Source organism: Neobacillus niacini (genome assembly GCF_019749295.1).
Lineage (GTDB): Bacteria > Bacillota > Bacilli > Bacillales > Cytobacillaceae > Neobacillus > Neobacillus niacini_D.
The window spans coordinates 1-21,279 of record NZ_JACWFG010000016.1; the positions used below are offsets into that span (position 1 = coordinate 1).

Genomic DNA, 21,279 nt, shown 5'->3' on the forward strand with positions numbered 1-21,279 from the left:
TCACACCCGTTCCCATACCGAACACGGAAGTTAAGCTTCTCAGCGCCGATGGTAGTTGGGACTTTGTCCCTGTGAGAGTAGGACGTTGCCAGGCAAAACGAAACACAACCTGATAAGGGTTGTGTTTTTTATTGTCCATAAGGATAATCTGGCCCTAGCACAAAAAAGTACGAAGTGTTTTTGAATTATTCATATCTAGACATACACCCAAAAGCAATTACCAACATAAGATATACCGAGGAATACCCTGAAGAAGATAATTCTAAATATTGTATACAATTTTTAAAAATGGGAAGAATAGGTGTATGGAGGTGGTGTAGTTGAGTTCTTTAGCACATAGTCATTATCAGGAAACCTGCGTTATTTGCGAAAGTCAAAAACAAAAAGGGATACATCTATATACTTCATTTATTTGTACAGATTGTGAAGAAGATCTAATTCAAACAGAAACACATGATCCAAAATATAAATATTATCTGAAACAATTAAAAAAAATAACAACACCTGAAATTTTTTCTTAAAAAGTCCATTTGGGCTTTATTTTTTTGCACTGTTATTTGTTAAAATGAATGAGACTCTTTTAAGGAGCTTACCAATGAGTAAACAAAATCGAATACCTTTATATGAAGCATTAATAGATCATAGACGTAAAAGTTCTATTTCCTTTCATGTTCCAGGACATAAATCCGGAGCAATTTCCCACCAGCAGTCAGAGAATATTTTTGAAGATATTCTAAGAATCGATGTTACCGAACTAACGGGACTAGATGATTTGCACTCTCCTGAAGGAGTCATAAGAGAAGCACAGGAGCTTCTAGCAGCGCTTTACCAGGTCAAGAATAGTTTTTTCTTGGTCAATGGATCAACTGTGGGTAATTTAGCCATGATCCTATCAGTTTGTGAAAAGGATGATGTTATCCTTGTACAAAGAAACTGCCATAAATCAGTCTTAAATGCTATAAAACTAGCAAAGGCCCATCCAATTTTTTTAGAGCCTGACTATAACCAAGAGTGGAAGACTGCAACGGGCGTTTCTAAAGAAATAGTTGAAAGTGCTATTTCTCTTTATCCAGAGGCAAAGGCAATTGTCTTAACCTATCCTAATTACTATGGAATGGTGTATGATTTAAAAAGTGTTATACACCTTGCACATTTACATAACATTCCTGTGTTAGTTGATGAGGCACATGGTCCTCATTTTATTTTGGGGGAACCCTTTCCGGCCTCAGCTATCCAATTAGGTGCTGATATGGTAGTACACTCAGCACACAAAACCCTTCCTGCTATGACGATGGGTTCTTATCTACATATAAACAGCAATCGGATTAACACTAATAAGGTAAAGGATTACTTGCAGGTGCTGCAGTCAAGCAGCCCGTCCTACGTTATTATGGCGTCACTTGACTTAGCAAGACATTATTTAGCGAGATACCAACAATCTGATATAGAATACTTAAATAATGAAATAACACTCTTCAAGAAAGAACTAAACAAGATACAAAGTATTAAGGTACTAGAGTATCCTGATTCATATGGTGACACATTAAAAGTAACCATCCAATCTAGGTCTAAGTTAAGCGGTTTTGAGCTGCAAAAGAGACTGGAAGAGATAGGTATTTATACAGAGTTGGCGGATCCCTATAATGTGCTTTTAATACTTCCATTATTAAAGCAGAATCAAGATTTCCTGTTATTTGAAGCATGCAGCAGGATAAGGGAAATATTAGTGGATATACCTTATCACTTTAAGGAGGAAGAAGTGCTGACTAGTTCAGGAAATATATCTGAGTTAGCTATTCCCTATGATAAGTGGTCATGTTATGAACAAGAGATAAAAGATATTTCAACAGCAGCAGGATTTATTTGTGCGGAGACAATCATACCGTATCCTCCAGGAATTCCTCTTCTGCTGACGGGTGAGCTAATTACGGAGGAAAAAGTTAGCCAGCTCGAACACCTAAAGAATACGGGAGCAAGATTCCAAGGAGGCTCCTGCCTAGATAAAAATCAAATTAATATATTCAGCAAAGCGGATAGCAGGAAAATCAGGAACTTGAAACAATGAAGAAACAAGTCAAATTCGTTCACGGGTTGATTGAGAGATATCAAAAAATTAGCTAATTGTACATTTGGAAAAGATTCAGATGGCCACATAGGTTTTGGAGGTTTATGTTATATGAAAAAGGGTTACTTTGTTACTTTAGAGGGCGGAGAGGGCTCTGGGAAATCAACCATAATAAATTATATAAAGGATTTTCTTGAAAGTGATGGAAAAAAGGTAGTTATAACAAGAGAGCCTGGAGGAATTGATATAGCTGAACAGATACGCTCAGTTATTTTAGATAAGAAAAATACTAAAATGGATGGCCGAACGGAAGCCTTACTTTACGCAGCAGCAAGAAGGCAGCATTTAGTGGAAAAGGTAATACCATCTCTTAATGAAGGCTATATTGTATTATGTGATCGGTTTGTAGATAGCAGCTTAGCCTATCAGGGATATGCTAGAGGTTTAGGTATTAAGGAGGTCTTTTCCATTAATAAATTTGCAATTGGAGACTTAATGCCAGATTTAACTTTGTATTTGGATTTAGATCCACAAATTGGATTAAATCGAATTGCGAAAAATAAGGGGAGAGAAATCAACAGATTAGATTTAGAGGAAATAAATTTCCATATTAATGTTCGGGAAGGCTATGAAGAAGTAGTAAAGATGTTTCCGGAAAGAATGGTCAGAATAGATGCTAATCAAGAAATTGGTAAAGTAGTGTCTGATATCAATAAAGTGTTAATAGAAAAGCTTAAATAAGAAAATTCATATATAAAAGCTGGCCTCAACTAGGAAGCCAGCTTTTAATCTGCTTATTTATCTCCGTAAGGATCAATCGTTTGAATTGTACCGTCTTCGTTATATTTAAGTTCAGTGTACTTCACAGAGCGCTTATGGTTCACACCATCAGATAATGAGCAATCGTGATAGAATAGGTACCATTTATCGTTAAACTCAACAATCGAATGATGTGTAGTCCAGCCAATTACAGGAGTAAGAATGGTCCCTTTGAATACAAACGGCCCCTGTGGGTTTTCACTGACTGCATAAACAATTTTATGAGTAGTACCAGTTGAATAGGATAAATAGTAGAGGCCATTGTATTTATGAACCCATGGACCTTCAAAATATCTGCGGTCTTCATCACTTGCTAGAATCGGATTGCCGTCCTCATCAACAATGGAAATCTCTTTGGGTTCGCTTTTAAAAGTAAGCATGTCATCGCTTAATTCAGCTACGATTGGTCCTAATGCAGGAGCATCTGGTGCTGGACCTTCAGCGTTTGGAATAAAAGTGCGAGTCTGCCATTTTTCGAGCTGTCCTCCCCAAAGACCGCCAAAGTACATATAGGCTCTTTCATCATTATCCACTAGCACTGCTGGGTCAATGCTGAAGCTGCCTGGAATGTAATTTTCTTCTGGTGTAAAAGGCCCTGCAGGATTTGGGCTTGTTGCAACACCGATTCTGAAAATACCATCATGGTCTCTTGCTGGGAAGAATAAATAATATGTGTTATTTTTGTAAGCCGCATCAGGTGCCCACATTTGTTTTGATGCCCAAGGAACATCTTTTACGTGAAGCGCTTCCCCGTGGTCGACAACAGGAGAGTTAACATCATCCATAGAAAGGACATGATAATCTTCCATCTTATATTGGTCACCATTATCATTAGAAGGCTCATCGTGATCAAGGTCATGAGAAGGATAAATATATAGCTTTCCTTCAAAGACATGCGCCGAAGGATCTGCTGTATAAATATGTGTAACTAAAGGTTCATTAGGTTTTGCGTTTTTCATCGTTACATCTCTCCATTAGCTAGTTTAGATACTTACAATTTTATTATACATGAAAGCGTGTTACTTTGTATATCCAAACAACTAACTTTTTAAAATAGTGTTGAATACAGCGAAAACAATAGAAAAAGCAAGTGGAGAAAAGTTTATTTTACTCTACTTGCTTTTTTCAAGACTTATCGGATAATCCCTTGATTAAACAGACAGCCAATTAGGTGTCTTAAATTATTCATCTACATATCTCATTTGTTCCGATAGGTCTTTACAAGATGTTTTGAGAAGATCAATAAATAAGTGCAGCTCCTGATCGTTCACTCGGGAAACTAACGTGGAGATACTGAGCGCTGCTAACACGTGTCCTTTGCCGTTAAAAATTGGTACCGCTGCACAACGGACACCTTGCTCATTTTCTTGGTCGTCTAATGCATAGCCCTGCTCTTTGACCTTTTCAAGTTCTTCACGAAAAACAGTCTCATTGATAATCGTGTTGGCCGTTTGATGCTGGTAATGATAATTTTTTAGTAAAAGTTCCATTTTGTTAGGAGATTGATAGGCTAAAAGGACTTTTCCAATCGCTGTAGAGTGGAGGGGAAGTCTTCGACCAATACGAGAATAACGGATAATAGATTGTTCCCCTTCTACTTTGTCGATATACACACCTTCCCGTCCATCCAAAATCCCCAAGTGTACGGTTTGCTTCGTTTTGGCGGAAAGATCAAGGAGGTAATTCTTTGCTGTTTTGGTGATATCCATATGGCTGATGACGACATTTCCTCGTTCCGCGAGTTTCAATCCTAATCTATATTTTCCATCTTCCGGATTTTGGCTGATGTAGGAATGTTCTTGTAGTGTTTTCAAAAGGGAATGGACCGTACTTTTATGCAGCCCCATTTTCTCACTGATTTCAGTAATTTTTAATTCTGACGTATACTCGTCAAATAAATCTAGAATCTTAAGAGCCCGTTCAACAGATTGAATAATTGGCATAGACGACTCCTTTTTGTTTTATAATATAAAATTATATCTTATTATATCAAACAATATTTAAAAATAAGCTAAGAAAAAATTTTTTAAAAATTCGTAATGAATTAGACATTTTTTCCCTTCCTAGTGATTATTAGGTGTGCTATAATCATTTTGCAACTATAATACAGAACGTAGTTTTATAATATAAAACTAAAACTTAATAAATTCAATACAGGAGGCTGCGATGTCGCTAAACTCAATTTTTGGTGAAGAAAACCAATCGATTTATAGTATAAAGACTCATGGTGCCGGACCTCAAGGTTCCCTGCCGCTGACTCCCGAAATGTTAAGGGAATTGCCAAGCGGTGATATTTTCGGAATGACGCAGAATGCCGGAATGGGCTGGGATCCTTCGAGGCTCTTAGGTAAACAGGTACTCATCATTGGAACATTGGCAGGTATTCGAGATCACGATGGCACTCCGATCGCTTTAGGATACCATACCGGAAATTATGAACTTGGATTACAAATGAGAGCCGCTGCTGAAGAAGTAACGAAACTAGGCGGCGTACCGTTTGCCAGTTTTGTAAGCGATCCCTGTGATGGCCGCTCGCAAGGAACAACAGGGATGTTTGACTCCCTTCCATATCGGAATGATGCCGCACTTGTCATGAGGCGCCTTATCCGCTCGATTCCCACAAGAGGAGCCGTTGTAGGAGTTGCCACCTGTGATAAAGGTCTGCCGGCGGTGATGATTGCCCTCGCATCCATGCATCATCTTCCAACCGTGCTCGTTCCGGGCGGTGCAACCCTTCCGCCTACAGAAGGGGAAGATGCAGGCAAGGTTCAAACCATTGGTGCAAGATTTTCAAACAATGAACTTACATTGGAGGAAGCATCAAGACTTGGCTGTGTCGCATGCGGGTCTAGCGGAGGAGGATGCCAGTTCTTAGGAACGGCAGGAACCTCACAAGTGGTGGTGGAAGCACTAGGATTAGCGTTACCGCATTCTGCTTTATCCCCCTCCGGTCAACCTGTTTGGGAGGAGATTGCCAGACAGTCGGCTCGCGCTGCGTTGGAAATGGAGAGAAAAGGTATAACCACAAAGGATATCATTACCGATAAAGCAATTGAGAATGCCATGGTCATACATGCTGCCTTTGGCGGTTCAACGAACTTGCTCTTGCATCTTCCTGCGGTTGCACATGCGGCTGGCTGCAAAATTCCTACAGTCGATGATTGGGAAAGAATTAATAAAGTCGTGCCTCGATTGGTCAATGTACTGCCAAATGGACCAGATGAACATCCAACCGTTCGTGCTTTCTTAGCTGGCGGCGTACCTGAAGTGATGCTTCATTTAAGAAAATTAGGATTGTTGCATGAAGATGCCCTTACGGTGACGGGCGAAACGCTTGGAGCAAACCTAGATTGGTGGGAAAAATCAGAACGACGTGCGAAGTTTAGACAATTATTGATAGAACATGATAGAATCGCGCCGGATGAAGTGATCATGAGCCCTGCTCAATCCAAACAACGTGGATTAACCTCTACAGTTACGTTCCCGAAAGGAAACCTTGCACCTGAGGGTTCTGTGATTAAGTCTACAAGCATTGATCCATCTGTGGTGGGAGAAGACGGTGTTTATCGTCATACTGGTGCAGCAAAGGTGTTTACATCCGAAAAAGCAGCGATCAGAGCGATTAAAACAGGCGGAATTGAAGCTGGCGATATCATGGTTGTCATCGGTGGAGGACCATTGGGGACAGGTATGGAAGAAACGTATCAACTAACGTCTGCCTTAAAGCATTTATCATATGGGAAACATGTATCCTTGATTACCGATGCCCGTTTCTCAGGTGTATCGACGGGTGCTTGTATCGGTCATGTTGGACCAGAAGCACTGGCAGGTGGACCAATTGGTAAATTACGTGATGGGGATATCATTGAAATGATCGTCGATAGAAACCAATTGGCTGGTTCTGTTAACTTTATCGGAACAAAGGATCAACGCTTATCAATAGAAGAAGCAACGAGAGTATTAGAAGAACGTGAGACACATCCTGATCTTAAGCCGGATCCAGGTCTGCCGGATGATACCCGATTATGGGCAGCACTTCAAGCTGCAAGTGGCGGAACTTGGCGTGGAAGTGTCTATGATACTGACCGAATCATTGAAGTTTTGAACGCGGGTATGAAAGCGCTGGCGAACGAGAAGAAAGAAAACCTAACCACTAATTAATGATCTGTGTTTTAAATATTTAAAACATCCTGCAGGCTCTAGAATCAGAGTCTGCAGGATTCCCAAGGAGAGAGGACTATTGAAAAAAGCACAATTTTTAACGCCTGTGGTTACTGCCTTTGATTCAGAGGGCAATTTGGACCACCAGGCTAACAAAAACATTTATGACTTTTTAATTAATGGGGGAGTAGACGGCTTGGTTATCATGGGCAGCACTGGGGAGTTTCCCTTTATGCATGATGCCCAGAAAAAAGAATTGATTGACCTGGCCGTAAGTTATGTGAATCACCGAACCAAAGTGTATATTGGTACTGCTTGCATGACCGTGGAGGATACGGTGCAACTATCTAACTACGCGATTGACGCTGGTGCCGATGGTGTCATGATTATCAGCCCTTATTATTTTTCCCTTTCGGATGAAAGTTTGGAGTTCTATTTTTCTCAAGTGGCGCAAAAGATAAAAGGGGATATTTATTTATATAATTATCCTGCTAGGACTGGTCACGATTTGTCTCCGGAAGTGACGCTGAACCTTTTGCGGAAACATAACAATATAAAAGGATATAAAGATACGGTCTCGGAAATGGGGCATACCAGAAAGCTAATTCAAACAGTACAGAATGAGTTTCCTGATTTTATCGTCTACTCCGGATTTGATGAATACTTCGCTCATAACGTTTTAAGCGGTGGTAATGGTTGTATTGGCGGGCTTTCTAACATATATCCAGAGGTATTTTCTACATGGGTAAAGGCGATAAACGATCAAGACTTGAAAAAAGCGGCTGATATCCAGGAAATTGTCGATAAAATGATGGAGCTATACGATTTAGGTCCAACCTTTATTCCGTTTACGAAACAAGCGATGGTTCTTAAAGGTATTGGATTAGAGGGAAATTGTCAAAAGCCGCTAATTCAGCCAAGTGAGAAACAAAAAGAGTCTATCAATTTGCTCTTACAAGAGTTGGATGCGAGGATTGTTCAAGTCATTCCAGAATATAAAGGTGTTTTACTATAAAATAGTCATAATTGATACAAAATTGTAATCGATTTCTAAGTAATGAAGTGATATAATCTAGCCAAGATAAGACTAGATGACAAAACTGTGTTTTATATTATAAAACATTTTCTCATCTACCATATTGCACCGGCAGAGATCCTCTCTCGTGTCCGGTGCATATATCCAAATAACAGTTGTAAAAGGAGTGAAGCTGATGTTAAAAGGTTTACAAAGTACAACAACCTTACATAACGGTGTGAAAATGCCACTGGTTGGCTTGGGGGTTTTTAAAGTACAAGATGGGGAGGAAGTTGTCAATTCGGTAAAGTCAGCCCTTGAGACAGGATATCGAAGCATTGATACTGCTGCCGTCTATGGAAATGAAGAAGGTGTTGGTAAAGCAATTGCAGAATCGAATGTAGCCCGTGAAGAATTATTTATCACGACAAAGGTTTGGAATGCTGATCATGGATATGAAGAAACGTTAGCAGCTTTTGATGTAAGCTTGAGAAAGCTGGGCTTGGATTATTTAGACCTTTATTTGATTCACTGGCCGTTACCTTCCCAAGGAAAATATATAGAAACATGGAAGGCGCTTGAAGAACTTTATAAAAATGGACGTGTCCGCGCTATTGGGGTTAGTAATTTTAAAATTCATCACTTGGAAGACATTATTGCCAACTGTGAAATTAAACCAATGGTCAACCAAGTAGAATATCATCCGCGTTTCAATCAAAGGGAATTGCATGCATTTTGTCAAAAACATGCTATTCAACTTGAAGCATGGTCTCCACTAATGCAGGGCGGACTTTTTGAAGAGCCCGTCATTGTAGAAATTGCCCAGAAATACAATAAGTCAGCAGCACAAGTTATTATCCGCTGGGATATACAAACTGGGGTAGTGACTATACCAAAGTCTGCTAAACCTCACCGTATTGCTGAGAATGCTGATGTCTTTGATTTTGAACTTTCACAAGAAGACATGGATAAAATAAACTCTCTGAACACAGATCAACGAATGTTTGCAGATCCTGATGACTTTAACCGTGTGTAAGGTAATCGTTTATCAGAATTGAAAAATAGAGATTCTTTACATTAACTTTGTTTATACAATATACAAACAAAGTTAATGTCACTTATAATAGAGAGGGGAATTAGAATGAGTACAAGCCTTGCTGAAAAAATAACCGTAGTACAACCACAGCCAGAAAGAATCAAAATGAAAGAAAAGGTTGGCTATGCTACTGGGGATTTAGCCTGTAACTTCATTTACCAAACAGTAAGTAGTTATTTATTATTTTTCTATACAGATGTTTTTGGAATTACCGCTGCCGCAGCTGGATTAATGTTCCTAGTTGTTCGATTAATTGATGCAGTTCTCGATCCATTTATCGGAGCAGTTATTGATAAAACGAATTCAAAATACGGGAGATTCCGTCCTTATCTTTTATACGGCGCATTTCCATTTGCAGGTGTAGCGATTCTGTGTTTTACCACTCCTGGATTTTCTGATCCTATGAAACTTGTTTATGCCTATGCTACATATATTTTGTTATCGATTACGTATTCCGTAATTAACATCCCTTATGCGGCTCTTACTTCCGCGATCACACAAGATAACAAAGAAGTTGTCAGCTTGACTTCAGTTCGTATGCTATTCGGAAACATGGGCGGATTAATCGTTTCATTTGGTGTACCGCTTTTAGCTGGAATTTTTACAAATATGACTGGTGAGACAGGTTCTGGATGGCAAATTACCATGACCATCATGGGTATTACAGGAGCATTTTTATTGTTGTTCAGCTTCTATAACACAAAAGAACGTGTTCCGCTTAATCATTCAAAAGAAGCAGAAATTAACTTTAAAGATATTTGGGTTCAATTAAAAACCAATCGTCCACTATTGATCGTATGCTTTTTCTTTATCCTAAACTTTGGTGTAAACTCCATTGTTAACTCTGTTGGTATTTATTATGTCACGTATAACGTTGCAAGACCGGAATTAGTGAAATGGTACGGTTTAATGGGAACACTTCCTGCCCTTATTCTAATGCCATTAATGCCAATGATGTATAAATGGATGGGTAAGAAAAAATTATTATTTACTGCCTTAGGTTTAAAAGCAATCGGCTTAATAGCTTTATTCCTTATTCCGCCAACCATGGTTCCATTAGTATTTGCAGGACGTTTAATTGCTGCACTTGGTACAATCACTGCAGGTGCGTTTACATGGGCGTTAATTCCTGAAACCATCGATTATGGCGAGTATAAGACTGGCAAACGTGCAAGCGGTATCATCTATGCATTAGTTGGATTCTTCTTTAAGTTTGGTATGGCAATTGGAGGCATTGTTCCAGGATTGCTTCTTGCAAACTTTGGTTACATCGCGAACCAAGCTCAGACTTCAGAAGCATTGCACGGTATTTTGATTACGATGACCGTTATTCCGGTTGTATTCGTCATCATCGAGCTTGGTATGATCTTCTTATATAATTTGGATGAAAAGGAACATAAACGTATTCTTTCTGTAATAAAATCGAGAGGATGATGAACACAATGAAAATTCAAAATCCAGTATTAAAAGGTTTTAATCCAGACCCGAGCATCTGCCGGGTCGGGGATGACTATTATATTGCCGTATCCACGTTTGAATGGTTTCCTGGCGTTCAAATCCATCATTCAAAGGATCTAGTCAACTGGCACCTAGTATCCCGTCCGTTAAATCGGGTTTCCCTGCTTGATATGAAGGGAAATCCTAACTCTGGCGGTGTTTGGGCACCATGCCTAACATATGCTGACGGTCAATTCTGGCTGATTTATTCAGATGTAAAAATGCATTCCGGTGCGTGGAAGGATACACCTAATTACTTGACCACCTGTGAAACGATTGATGGCGAATGGAGCGATCCAATTTATTTAAATAGTTCAGGGTTTGACCCATCCTTGTTCCATGATGAGGACGGAAAAAAATATATCATTAATATGTTATGGGACCAAAGAACGTATAAACATTCCTTTGGTGGAATTGTCTTACAGGAATACTCCCATGAGGAAAAGCGCTTAATTGGCAAGCCGAAAGTGATTTTTGAAGGAACTGATATAAGACTGACTGAGGGACCACATTTATATTATATCGACGGTTATTACTATCTGCTGACAGCAGAGGGTGGAACACGCTATGAACATACAGGAACCTTGGCGAGGTCTAAAAATATCGACGGTCCATATGAGCTGCATCCAGATCATCCTTTCCTAACTTCCTGGCATGATCCACGAAATCCATTGCAAAAATGTGGACATGCTTCAATCGTTCACACGCATACGGATGAATGGTATTTGGCACACCTGACAGGCAGACCATTATCTCACGAGGATAAACCAGTGCTTGGTTATCGTGGTTTCTGTCCGCTGGGAAGAGAAACTGCGATTCAAAAATTGGAATGGAGAGATGGCTGGCCTTATGTTGTCGGCGGTAAACAAGGATCTCTTGAAGTAGAAGCACCGAAGATGGAAGAAGTGAAATGGGAGAAGGATTATGATGAAGTCGACCATTTCGATAGCAAGACCTTGAACCATCATTTCCATTCATTAAGGATTCCATTAACAGAAAATATTATGTCTTTGACAGATCGACCAGGAAACTTGCGCCTATATGGAAAAGAGTCGTTAACATCTTGTTTTACGCAAGCGTTGGTGGCACGCCGCTGGCAGTCCTTGCATTTTGATGCAGTCACCGCGGTTTCCTTTCAGCCAGATACCTACCAGCAGGCTGCAGGTTTGACATGTTATTACAATACAGAAAACTGGACATCTGTTCAAATTACTTGGAATGAAGAAAAAGGCCGCATCATCGATATCATGGGTGCAGATAACTTTATTTTCTCACAGCCGCTGCAAGGTAAAGAAATTCAAGTTCCGGAATCAGTGGAATATGTTCATCTAAAAGTGAAAGTAAGAGAACATACTTATCAGTACGCTTATTCATTCGATGGCGATAATTGGACTAACATTCCAGTAACCTTTGAATCTTATAAGCTTTCAGATGAATATGTCCGCCTAAATGGATTTACCGGTGCATTCGTCGGCATGCATTGCCAAGACACAAGCGGAACAAGCAAACCAGCTGACTTCGACTATTTCACTTATAAAGAACTTTAATTTTGTCAATGGAAGGAAGGGACTTCTAATGGAAATGCTTCAGGTAATAAATAATAAAATTACTAATGCTGCTGGAGAAACTATTCAACTTAGAGGTACATGTATCGGCGGCTGGATGAACTTGGAGGATTTTATTAATGGCTATACTGGAACTGAACATGCTCTTCGTCATACAGTCGCAGAAGTGATTGGTAAAGAAAAAGCAGAATTTTTATTTGACAGAATGCTTCATTACTTCTTCGGTGAAGATGACATTGAGTTTATTAAGAGCTGGGGCGCAACAACGATCCGCATTCCTTTAAACTATCGTCACTTTGAGGATGATGAAGCACCGTTCACGTATAAAGAGTCTGGTTTCAAGCGATTAGATAAAATTATTGATTTATGCGAAAAGCACGGACTTTATGTAATTCTTGATCTTCATGCGGTGCAGGGCTTCCAAAACACTCACTGGCATTCAGATAACGATGTCCGTCATAGCTTTTTCTGGCATGATAAAACCTATCAAGACCGTTTTATCGCGCTATGGGAAGAGTTTGCCCGCCGTTACAAAGGCAGAGAAGTAATTGCAGGATATAATGTCATGAATGAACCAGCGGTGAACACACCACACGGTGATTTCCCGCATACCTTCTTTGATAATTACAAACCGGATTGGGAAAGAATGAACAGGGTCTACAAACGTGTGGTCGAGGCCATCCGTGCAATCGACCCTGAACATATCATCTTCCTTGAAGGAGATAACTACTCAAAATTATTTGATGGTTTAGAAGCACCGTTTGCTAAAAACTTGGTCTACAGCAGTCATAACTACACTGCAGCTGGGTTTGGACCTGGACCATACCCGGGAGTGGCTGACGCAAAAACACCACGTGTGGTAAGCGGCAAGTATTGGGATAAAGCTGTTCAAGAAGAAGTATTTTATAGCCATGAAGGTACTAAATATGCACAGAAGTATGATGTTCCTCTTTGGGTAGGGGAGTTTGGATCTGTATATAATGGTCCAGAAAATGAAATCCCTGACCGCTTAAGTGCAATGGACGATCAACTTGGTATCTTTGAAGAATTTGGAGCACATTGGACCACTTGGACGTATAAAGATGTCGGCGTCATGGGCTTAGTGACCCTTGACCCAGAATCAGAGTATATGAAAAAGGTTGCTTCCATTTTTAAAATGAAACATGCCTTAAATACGGATGATTGGATGATTTGGCTGCCAGGCTTTAAGGCAAGAGAGTTAGCAGCGGAATTGGCCAGTCACTTAGAAGAGGTTGTCAATCCAGAAATGTCTCACGGTTATAATTTAGCCAGCCTTTCACAAGCAATATTCACCATTTATGCTGGAGCACTGATTCAGCCAGAGTATGCCAAGATTTTTAAAGATCTTTCTGAAGAAGAAATTGACCTTGTTATGCAGTCATTTGCCTTCAAAAACTGCAAAATTAATGAAGGTCTGCTCAATATCTTGAAAAAACACACAAGCGAAACCGTTGAGATAGCAAATTAACACAATTGCTCAGAAAATGAAGCTGATTTTAGAAGGCGTGATGTAAAGCCCTTTTGAAATCAGCTTTCTCATTTTTACGTTATAGGAGGGTCTTTCTTGGACGCTACAAAAATATTTTTTGAAAGGCATACAATCCGTAAATATCTAGATAAGCCTGTCAGCAAAGAAATATTAGAAAAAGTACTGACAGATGCTACTCGTGCACCGTCATGGCCAAATTCACAGCCCTGGGAGATTTATGTGGCAACAGGGGATAAATTAGAGGAGCTGCGATCAGCGTATTTGGAGTCATTTCAAAATCAAGAAACGCACACACAGGATTTGCCAACACCGAAAGGATGGCCTGAGTATATTGATAATCGGATAAAAAAGAGCTATGCAGAATCGTTTAAAAGTATGGGCATTACTCGTGAAGATGAGGCGGCCCGCTATAAAAATTGGAAAAATAATTATCAGTTTTTTGGAGCTCCAGTAGCTGTTTTTTTATGTCTTGATACGAATCTTTCAGATTGGTCTTTATTTGACCTAGGCATGTTTGCCAACAGCCTTATGCTCGCTGCTAAAGCACATGGACTTGATACTGCACCGGCTGCAAGTTCAGTCTCATATCCGCATCATATAAGAGAGGTACTCGATATCCCGGAAAACCAGAAAATTATTGTGGGAATTATGGTTGGCTATGCCGATGTAGAGCACCCCTATAATCAATATATTTCTAGCAGGGTCCCAATGGAGGAGGTAGTCCATTTTAGAGGTAGTTGAGTTGATAATCAGATTGCTTTGAGTAATGGCAGGAAAAACCTTGAAATAACCTCTGTAAATGCAATGAAGTTAATGAGTTTAGCCTTGAGAAAAGTTGAAAAATCATGATGTCTTACAAAGCATAACAAACCTCTGGATAGTATAGTAATACTGCATAAAGAATACCCCTGCTCCCTTTAAAAAAGAGCAGGGGTATTACATTATTAAGAGTTTACTTCTTCTTTGATAAATTTCTCCACAACAAAGGCGGATACACCTAGTGATGTTGAATATTTCCCGAGTTTTGGGAAATTTAAATGCATTTCATTTTGATGGTGAGTGAGTGTATGATTTTCAATCGTGGTTCGAATAGGCTGCTCAATCCATTCTCTAGCTAATGCTAATCGATTACCCAGGATTACCTGATCAGGATTAAAGGTATTAATAATGTTATTTATACCGTACCCTAAGTAAGTTCCAATTTCTTCAAAAAGCCTCTGAGCGGTTGCATCACCGTTTTCCGCTAATTCTATTAAAGACTCGAGCGAATCACTGTCAGCCAGCTCCAGCAGTGCATTTTCAGAAGCATATGCTTCCCAGCATCCTCTGCTTCCACAGCTGCAAGGCTTACCATTAAGATCGATAATCATATGTCCCATTTCACCAGAAAATCCATTTTTACCTTGATACAATTCTTTGTTTAAAATAATCCCGACACCGATACCAATTCCGGCGCTGATATAAAGGATGTTTTGGAAATCTTGACCTGCACCAAATTGCTGCTCGCCAAAGGCCCCGGCATTTGCTTCGTTTTCAATAATAACAGGAACATGGAATAATTCCTCAAGGTCCTTTTTTAACTGAATGTTACTCCATCCTAAGTTTGGAGCAAGAAGGATCGAGCCTTGTATGTTTACAATGCCTGGTACACCTACGCCTATCCCGACTATTCCATATTTACTAACAGGCATTTCGTCGATAATCGACTGAATCATGCTTTGAATGATGGTCATAATTGCAGGATAAGGGGTACGTTTTACCGACTGATTTTTTTCAATTATGATATTACCGTTTAAGTCCGTTAAGACACATAATACATAATTTACCCCGATATCAATCCCGACTGCATAACCTGCAGATTTATTGAAATGAAGGATAACAGGGCGTCGTCCGCCGCTTGATTCTCCTGGTCCAGATTCAAAAATAAGTGATTCCTCTAATAATTCATTTACTAAAGAAGAAACCGTTGCTTTGTGCAGCCCGGATATTTGAGCAATGTCTGCCCTTGAAATTGGCTCTTTTTCCATAATTAATTGTAATACGAGTGCTTTATTATTCTTTTTTACAATTTGTTGGTTCCATGACATGGTTTCCATTAAAAAGCTCCTTATTTTTTGACAGTAGTATTATTTTACCACAATCTTTGTTCACTGAATATACAAACATGCATCATCAAAATTTCACTTCCACTATATATGTGTTGGAAAGGGATAAAAATAACTGGGTCTAAGGTCGTCTGTATTGATTTTCTATGTGTATATTTTGTAGACTATCGAAGTTCAAAAAGTGTGATATTTTTGGATGCAAAAGATTTTTAAAATATCTTAGTTTATTCGATAGACAAACAAAGTTTGCGGTGCTATAATCTAGTTAAGCAAAGGTTAAGAAATTAACAACCTATTGAAAGCATTTACATGAATAAACCTAAACTATTATATTACTAGGAGGAATAACCACATGGCTTATTTCGAAACAGTTAACAAAATTAAGTATGAAGGCGCTTCATCTAAGAATCCTTTATCTTTCAAGTATTATAATCCAGAAGAAGTAATCAATGGCAAGACAATGGAAGAACTTCTTCGTTTCTCTGTTGCTTACTGGCACACATTCAATGCTGACGGATCAGATCCATTCGGCGTAGGTACAGCAATCCGTCCTTGGGATCGTTTCACTGGCCTAGATTTAGCAAAAGCACGCGTTGAAGCGGCATTCGAATTTTTCGAAAAATTAAACGTTCCTTTCTTCGCTTTCCATGATGTGGACATCGCTCCAGAAGGAAGCACGTTAAAAGAATCGAATGAAAATCAAGACGTTATCGTTGGCATGATCAAAGAATATATGAAGACTAGCAAGACTAAATTGCTTTGGAACACAGCAAACATGTTCACTAACCCACGCTATACTCACGGTGCTGCAACTGCTCCAAATGCAGATGTGTTTGCTTATTCTGCGGCGAAAGTGAAAAAGGGATTAGAAGTAGCAAAAGAACTTGGTTCGGAAAACTATGTATTCTGGGGCGGCCGTGAAGGTTACGAAACACTTTTGAATACGAACATGCAATTAGAGCAAGATAATCTTGCGCGCTTCTTCCACATGGCAGTTGACTATGCAAAAGAAATCGGCTTAAACGTGCCATTCTTAATCGAGCCAAAACCAAAAGAGCCAACAAAGCACCAATATGATTTCGATGTGGCTACTGGTATTGCATTCTTACAAAAATATGACCTAACTGACTCTTTCAAGTTCAACATCGAAGCGAACCACGCTACATTAGCTGGTCACACGTTCGAGCACGAACTTCACGTTGCACGTATCAATGGTATGCTTGGATCTGTTGATGCAAACCAAGGTGATACATTACTTGGCTGGGATACAGATGAATTCCCAACTGATCTATACACCAACACATTAGCTATGTACGAAATCCTTAAAAATGGCGGTTTAGGAAAAGGCGGATTGAACTTCGACGCGAAAGTTCGTCGTGGATCATTCGAACCTGAAGATCTATTCCACGCACACATTGCTGGCATGGACGCATTTGCAATCGGCACAAAAGTGGCGAACAAGTTAATCGAAGACAAAGTGTTGGATAGCTTTATCGAAGAGCGTTACAGCAGCTATACTAAAGGAATTGGTTTAGATATCGTTGAAGGAAAAACCAACTTCAAAGAGCTTGAAGCGTATGCTCTTGGTTTAACAGAGATCAAGAATATTTCTGGCAGAACAGAACGTCTTAAAGCTACAATCAACCAATATCTGCTTGAAACTCTTTCAAGTGTAACAGTATAATACTATATCAAAAAGTGCTGGCGGCGAATTACTCCAGCACTTTTTTTAGAAAAGGATGATAGTGATGAAATATGTAATTGGTGTTGACCTTGGAACAAGTGCCGTAAAAATCTTACTTGTTAATCAAAATGGTGAAGTTTGTCAGGAAGTTTCCAAATCATATCCACTTATTATAGAAAAATCAGGCTATAGCGAGCAAAACCCTGAAGAATGGGTAGAAAAAACAACAGCAGGTTTAGCTGAACTCATCCAGCAATTTAACGGGGATATAAGCGATATCGAGGGCATTAGCTTCTCTGGCCAAATGCACGGTTTAGTTTTACTAGATGAAAACAACGAAGTATTAAGAAACGCAATTTTGTGGAATGACACAAGAACGACAAAGCAATGTCAGGAAATCTACGATGTTTTCGGCAAAGAGCGGTTATTAGATGTAACTAAAAATCCGGCATTAGAAGGCTTTACTCTGCCAAAAATTCTATGGGTAAAAGAAAACGAACCTACAACTTTTGATCGTGCCAGTGTGTTTGTGCTTCCGAAAGACTATCTTCGTTACCGCCTTACAGGAAATATTCATATGGAGTACTCTGATGCAGCGGGAACTTTATTGTTAAACGTTGCAGAACGCGAATGGAGCGGCGAAGTATTAGAGGCATTTGGTCTTTCAGCTGATTTCTGCCCGCCATTAGTAGAATCTCACGCGTTTGTTGGGAATGTTACGGCTGAATTTGCTCAAAAAACGGGATTATCAGAGGCTGCTAAGGTATTTGCAGGAGGCGCGGACAATGCTTGCGGAGCGATTGGTTCCGGGATATTAGCAGAGGGAAAAACGTTAGCAAGTATTGGTACCTCAGGTGTTGTTCTATCTTATGAAGAAAGAAATGACCTTGATTTTGAAGGAAAAGTTCACTACTTTAACCATAGCGAAGAAAATACTTACTATACAATGGGTGTGACCTTAGCTGCCGGCTATAGCTTAAGCTGGTTCAAAGATACCTTTGCAAAAGACGAAGCATTTGATCAGTTATTAGAAGGAATAGAAGAAGTACCTGCTGGCAGCAACGGATTATTGTTTACACCATATATTGTCGGTGAAAGAACACCGTATGCGGATTCCACTATTCGCGGCAGCTTTATTGGTGTTGATGCATCGCATGAGCGGAAGCACTTTGCCCGTGCTGTTCTAGAAGGAATAACGTTCTCTTTAAATGAATCAATTGAGATTTTTAGAAGCAGCGGTAAGAAGATTGATTCGATTATCTCTATCGGCGGCGGTGCGAAAAACGACACATGGCTGCAGATGCAAGCGGATATTTTTAATTCAAAAATAGAAAAGCTTACAAGTGAGCAAGGTCCTGGAATGGGTGCAGCTATGTTAGCGGCATATGGATGCGGATGGTTTCCTTCCTTAAAAGATTGTGCCGAGCACTTTATTCAGACTGCCAAGGTTTATTATCCAAATAAAGAAAATGTTGAAAAGTATGCAAAGCTTTTTAATGTTTATCAACAAGTATACACACAAACAAAGGTGCTCAATGATCAACTAAAGGAATATAGAAAGTAATCACGATTATATTGCCAAAAAGAAAATCAGAGAATGCCAATAAAAATGATAGTAATTAAAGAGCAGAATACCCCTTAGAATACATATGGGCCCAAGGGATATTTTGCTCTCTTTAATAGTGTCAGAAAAAACTGATAAATTTATTGTAAAACTATTAATTTTTATATATGATTATCGTATAATTAGTTTGTTGCCTGTATAAACTAACCCGATTGTCCAAATATTCATAAGGAGATGTATAAAAAATAATGACAACTCAAACTAGTGTGGAAGCCCCATCCTTGCAAAAAAAATATGAAAATATCTTTGACATTGGTGCAGCAGTTAACCTGAGAACAATTGTGACACAACGAAACTTATTAGCTCAGCATTTTAATAGTATTACAGCAGAGAATGATATGAAATTTGAGAGCTTGCAGCCAAAAGAAGGTCAATTTACCTTTGAGAAGGCTGACGAATTGGCTGCTTTTGCAAAGGGAAACGGTATGAAGATGCGCGGTCACACACTGATATGGCATAATCAGACTCCTGATTGGGTATTTCAAGATGTTAATGGTAAGCAGGTTGATAGAGAAACTCTGTTACAGCGAATGAATAATCATATTAAAGCGGTAATGGAAAGATATAAAGGGACAATTTTCTGCTGGGATGTTGTAAATGAAGCTGTAACGGATGAGGGACCTGAATTGTATAGATCTACAAAGTGGTTAGAAATCATCGGTGAGGATTATATCGAAAAGGCGTTTGAGTTTGCCCATGAGGCTGATCCTGAAGCTCTGATTTTTTACAATGATTATAATGAGTCCAACCCACAAAAGCGTGAAAAGATCTATAAGCTTGTTAAAACATTAGTTGATAAGGGTGTTCCAATTCACGGTGTAGGGCTTCAAGCTCACTGGAATTTAGTTAATCCAAGTCTTGAGGATATTCGTACAGCAATTGAACGCTATGCAACTCTTGGTCTAAAGCTGCATCTTACAGAGTTGGATGTATCCGTTTTCAATTATGACGATAAGAGGACTGACCTAACCGAACCGACTCCTGGAATGTTAGAAATCCAGGCGGAAAGATATCATCAAATATTTCATTTACTTAGAGAATATCAAGACTCTATCACTTCTGTAACGTTTTGGGGCGCTGCTGATGACTATACTTGGTTAAGTGATTTTCCTGTCAAAGGAAGAAAGAATTGGCCTTTTCTCTTCGACGAAAATCAACAACCTAAAGACTCTTTTTGGAAGGTTGTCCAATTTTAATATCAAAATATCAGCAAATATATTTAACAATGGTATGCCAGTTTTGCTGAATATCAATTAAGACAACGAGAAGGGAGAATAACAGAATGTTACCGTTGAATTCAAATTTAGAGGGAAAAGTGGCTGTTGTTACAGGCGGCGGTGGAGTTTTATGCGGCTGTATGGCCAGAGAACTAGGAAGGCAGGGTATGAAAGTAGCTATTTTAAATCGTACCTATGAGAAGGCTGTAAAGGTAGTAGATGAAATCAAGGCAGCAGGCGGAGAGGCACTCGCGATCGAATGTGACGTATTAAGTGTTGAAAGTGTGAAGCGAGCGGAGGAAATAGTTTCTGCTGAATATGGCAGCTGTGATGTATTAATCAATGGTGCCGGCGGCAATCATCCTAATGGTATCACAACAAAAGAAATCTTTGAAAAAAGCGATCTTACCCGTGACGAGTTAACAACCTTTTTTGATATGACGCCTGAGGGATTTGGATTCGTCTTCAATTTAAATTTTATTGGAACACTTATTCCTACACAAATATTTGCGAAAAACATGATTGAAACACAAGGGACTATCATTAATATCTCATCCATGAGTGCACCAAGTCCAATGACAAAGGTACCGGCTTATAGCGCAGCGAAATCGGCAATTGAGAATTTTACAAAATGGCTGGCGGTTCATTTTGCCGAAGCTGGACTGCGTGTGAATGCAATTGCTCCTGGGTTCTTTTTAACAGAACAAAACCGTGCGCTTTTGACAAATCCGGATGGTACAAATACAGAAAGAACCAACAAAATTCTAGCAGGCACCCCAATGAGAAGATTAGGTAAACCAGAGGATTTATTAGGCACCTTATTATGGCTTGTTGACAAAGAAGCAAGTGGATTTGTCACTGGAATAAGTGTCCCAGTGGATGGCGGATTTATGGCTTATTCAGGAGTATAATAATTTGATT

17 protein-coding genes and 1 rRNA gene are annotated in these 21,279 nt (G+C 39.4%); 15 read left to right on the forward strand and 3 right to left on the reverse strand.

All coding sequences use genetic code 11. From position 1 onward, the window contains the following. The 4 genes from rrf to tmk all read left to right on the forward strand — a co-directional run. Positions 1–94: ribosomal RNA gene (rrf, locus tag H0184_RS20675) — 5S ribosomal RNA — on the forward strand; the annotation flags it as partial. 226 nt (positions 95–320) lie between these two features. Next, positions 321–521: a sigma factor G inhibitor Gin gene (locus H0184_RS20680; RefSeq protein WP_221827963.1), complete on the forward strand. Its 201-nt coding sequence runs from the start codon at positions 321–323 to the stop codon at positions 519–521. 74 nt (positions 522–595) lie between these two features. Then, on the forward strand, positions 596–2,065 hold the full coding sequence (locus H0184_RS20685) for an aminotransferase class I/II-fold pyridoxal phosphate-dependent enzyme (protein ID WP_221827965.1): 1,470 nt from the start codon (positions 596–598) through the stop codon (positions 2,063–2,065). A gap of 111 nt (positions 2,066–2,176) precedes the next feature. After that, positions 2,177–2,806: a dTMP kinase gene (gene tmk / locus H0184_RS20690; RefSeq protein WP_221827967.1), complete on the forward strand. Its 630-nt coding sequence runs from the start codon at positions 2,177–2,179 to the stop codon at positions 2,804–2,806. A 53-nt stretch (positions 2,807–2,859) separates the two neighbouring features. Here the strand turns inward: tmk and H0184_RS20695 are convergent, their stop codons facing one another. Together H0184_RS20695 and H0184_RS20700 are read right to left on the reverse strand one after the other, a co-directional pair. Beyond that, entirely contained in the window at positions 2,860–3,843 is a 984-nt protein-coding gene (locus tag H0184_RS20695; RefSeq protein WP_221827969.1) for a glycoside hydrolase family 43 protein, read from the reverse strand. Positions 3,844–4,065: 222 nt separating this feature from the next. Beyond that, on the reverse strand, positions 4,066–4,827 hold the full coding sequence (locus H0184_RS20700) for an IclR family transcriptional regulator (RefSeq protein ID WP_221827971.1): 762 nt from the start codon (positions 4,825–4,827) through the stop codon (positions 4,066–4,068). 223 nt (positions 4,828–5,050) lie between these two features. Here H0184_RS20700 and H0184_RS20705 point away from each other — a divergent pair, with 223 nt between their 5' ends. The 7 genes from H0184_RS20705 (at position 5,051) to H0184_RS20735 (ending at position 14,469) form a co-directional block, all read left to right on the forward strand. Beyond that, on the forward strand, positions 5,051–7,045 hold the full coding sequence (locus H0184_RS20705; RefSeq protein WP_221827973.1) for a YjhG/YagF family D-xylonate dehydratase: 1,995 nt from the start codon (positions 5,051–5,053) through the stop codon (positions 7,043–7,045). A 79-nt stretch (positions 7,046–7,124) separates the two neighbouring features. Next, positions 7,125–8,060 (forward strand): dihydrodipicolinate synthase family protein, encoded by a 936-nt coding sequence (locus tag H0184_RS20710; RefSeq protein ID WP_221827975.1) that lies wholly within the window; start codon positions 7,125–7,127, stop codon positions 8,058–8,060. Between the two features lie 196 nt (positions 8,061–8,256). After that, on the forward strand, positions 8,257–9,096 hold the full coding sequence (locus tag H0184_RS20715) for an aldo/keto reductase (RefSeq protein ID WP_221827977.1): 840 nt from the start codon (positions 8,257–8,259) through the stop codon (positions 9,094–9,096). Between the two features lie 105 nt (positions 9,097–9,201). After that, on the forward strand, positions 9,202–10,590 hold the full coding sequence (locus H0184_RS20720; RefSeq protein ID WP_221827979.1) for a glycoside-pentoside-hexuronide (GPH):cation symporter: 1,389 nt from the start codon (positions 9,202–9,204) through the stop codon (positions 10,588–10,590). A gap of 8 nt (positions 10,591–10,598) precedes the next feature. Then, entirely contained in the window at positions 10,599–12,200 is a 1,602-nt protein-coding gene (locus H0184_RS20725) for a glycoside hydrolase family 43 protein (protein WP_221827981.1), read from the forward strand. Between the two features lie 28 nt (positions 12,201–12,228). Then, positions 12,229–13,707 carry a glycoside hydrolase family 5 protein gene (locus H0184_RS20730; RefSeq protein WP_221827983.1) on the forward strand — a complete coding sequence of 493 codons (1,479 nt, stop codon included), beginning with the start codon at positions 12,229–12,231 and terminating at the stop codon, positions 13,705–13,707. Positions 13,708–13,803: 96 nt separating this feature from the next. Beyond that, complete coding sequence (locus H0184_RS20735) at positions 13,804–14,469, forward strand: nitroreductase (protein WP_221827985.1); 666 nt, start codon at positions 13,804–13,806, stop codon at positions 14,467–14,469. 203 nt (positions 14,470–14,672) lie between these two features. On the opposite strand, the gene H0184_RS20740 is transcribed toward H0184_RS20735, so the two are convergent. Further along, positions 14,673–15,824: an ROK family transcriptional regulator gene (locus H0184_RS20740; protein ID WP_221827987.1), complete on the reverse strand. Its 1,152-nt coding sequence runs from the start codon at positions 15,822–15,824 to the stop codon at positions 14,673–14,675. Between the two features lie 361 nt (positions 15,825–16,185). Between H0184_RS20740 and xylA the strand changes: the two genes are divergently transcribed. From xylA to H0184_RS20760, 4 genes are all read left to right on the forward strand, one after another. Further along, positions 16,186–17,517 carry a xylose isomerase gene (gene xylA, locus H0184_RS20745; RefSeq protein ID WP_221827989.1) on the forward strand — a complete coding sequence of 444 codons (1,332 nt, stop codon included), beginning with the start codon at positions 16,186–16,188 and terminating at the stop codon, positions 17,515–17,517. 64 nt (positions 17,518–17,581) lie between these two features. Beyond that, a complete protein-coding gene (gene xylB / locus H0184_RS20750) occupies positions 17,582–19,081 on the forward strand; it encodes a xylulokinase (RefSeq protein ID WP_221827991.1) in 1,500 nt (499 codons plus the stop codon). 248 nt (positions 19,082–19,329) lie between these two features. Then, a complete protein-coding gene (locus H0184_RS20755) occupies positions 19,330–20,337 on the forward strand; it encodes an endo-1,4-beta-xylanase (RefSeq protein WP_221827993.1) in 1,008 nt (335 codons plus the stop codon). Between the two features lie 86 nt (positions 20,338–20,423). Beyond that, positions 20,424–21,269 (forward strand): SDR family oxidoreductase, encoded by an 846-nt coding sequence (locus H0184_RS20760; RefSeq protein ID WP_221827995.1) that lies wholly within the window; start codon positions 20,424–20,426, stop codon positions 21,267–21,269. The last annotated feature ends 10 nt before the right edge of the window (positions 21,270–21,279 follow it).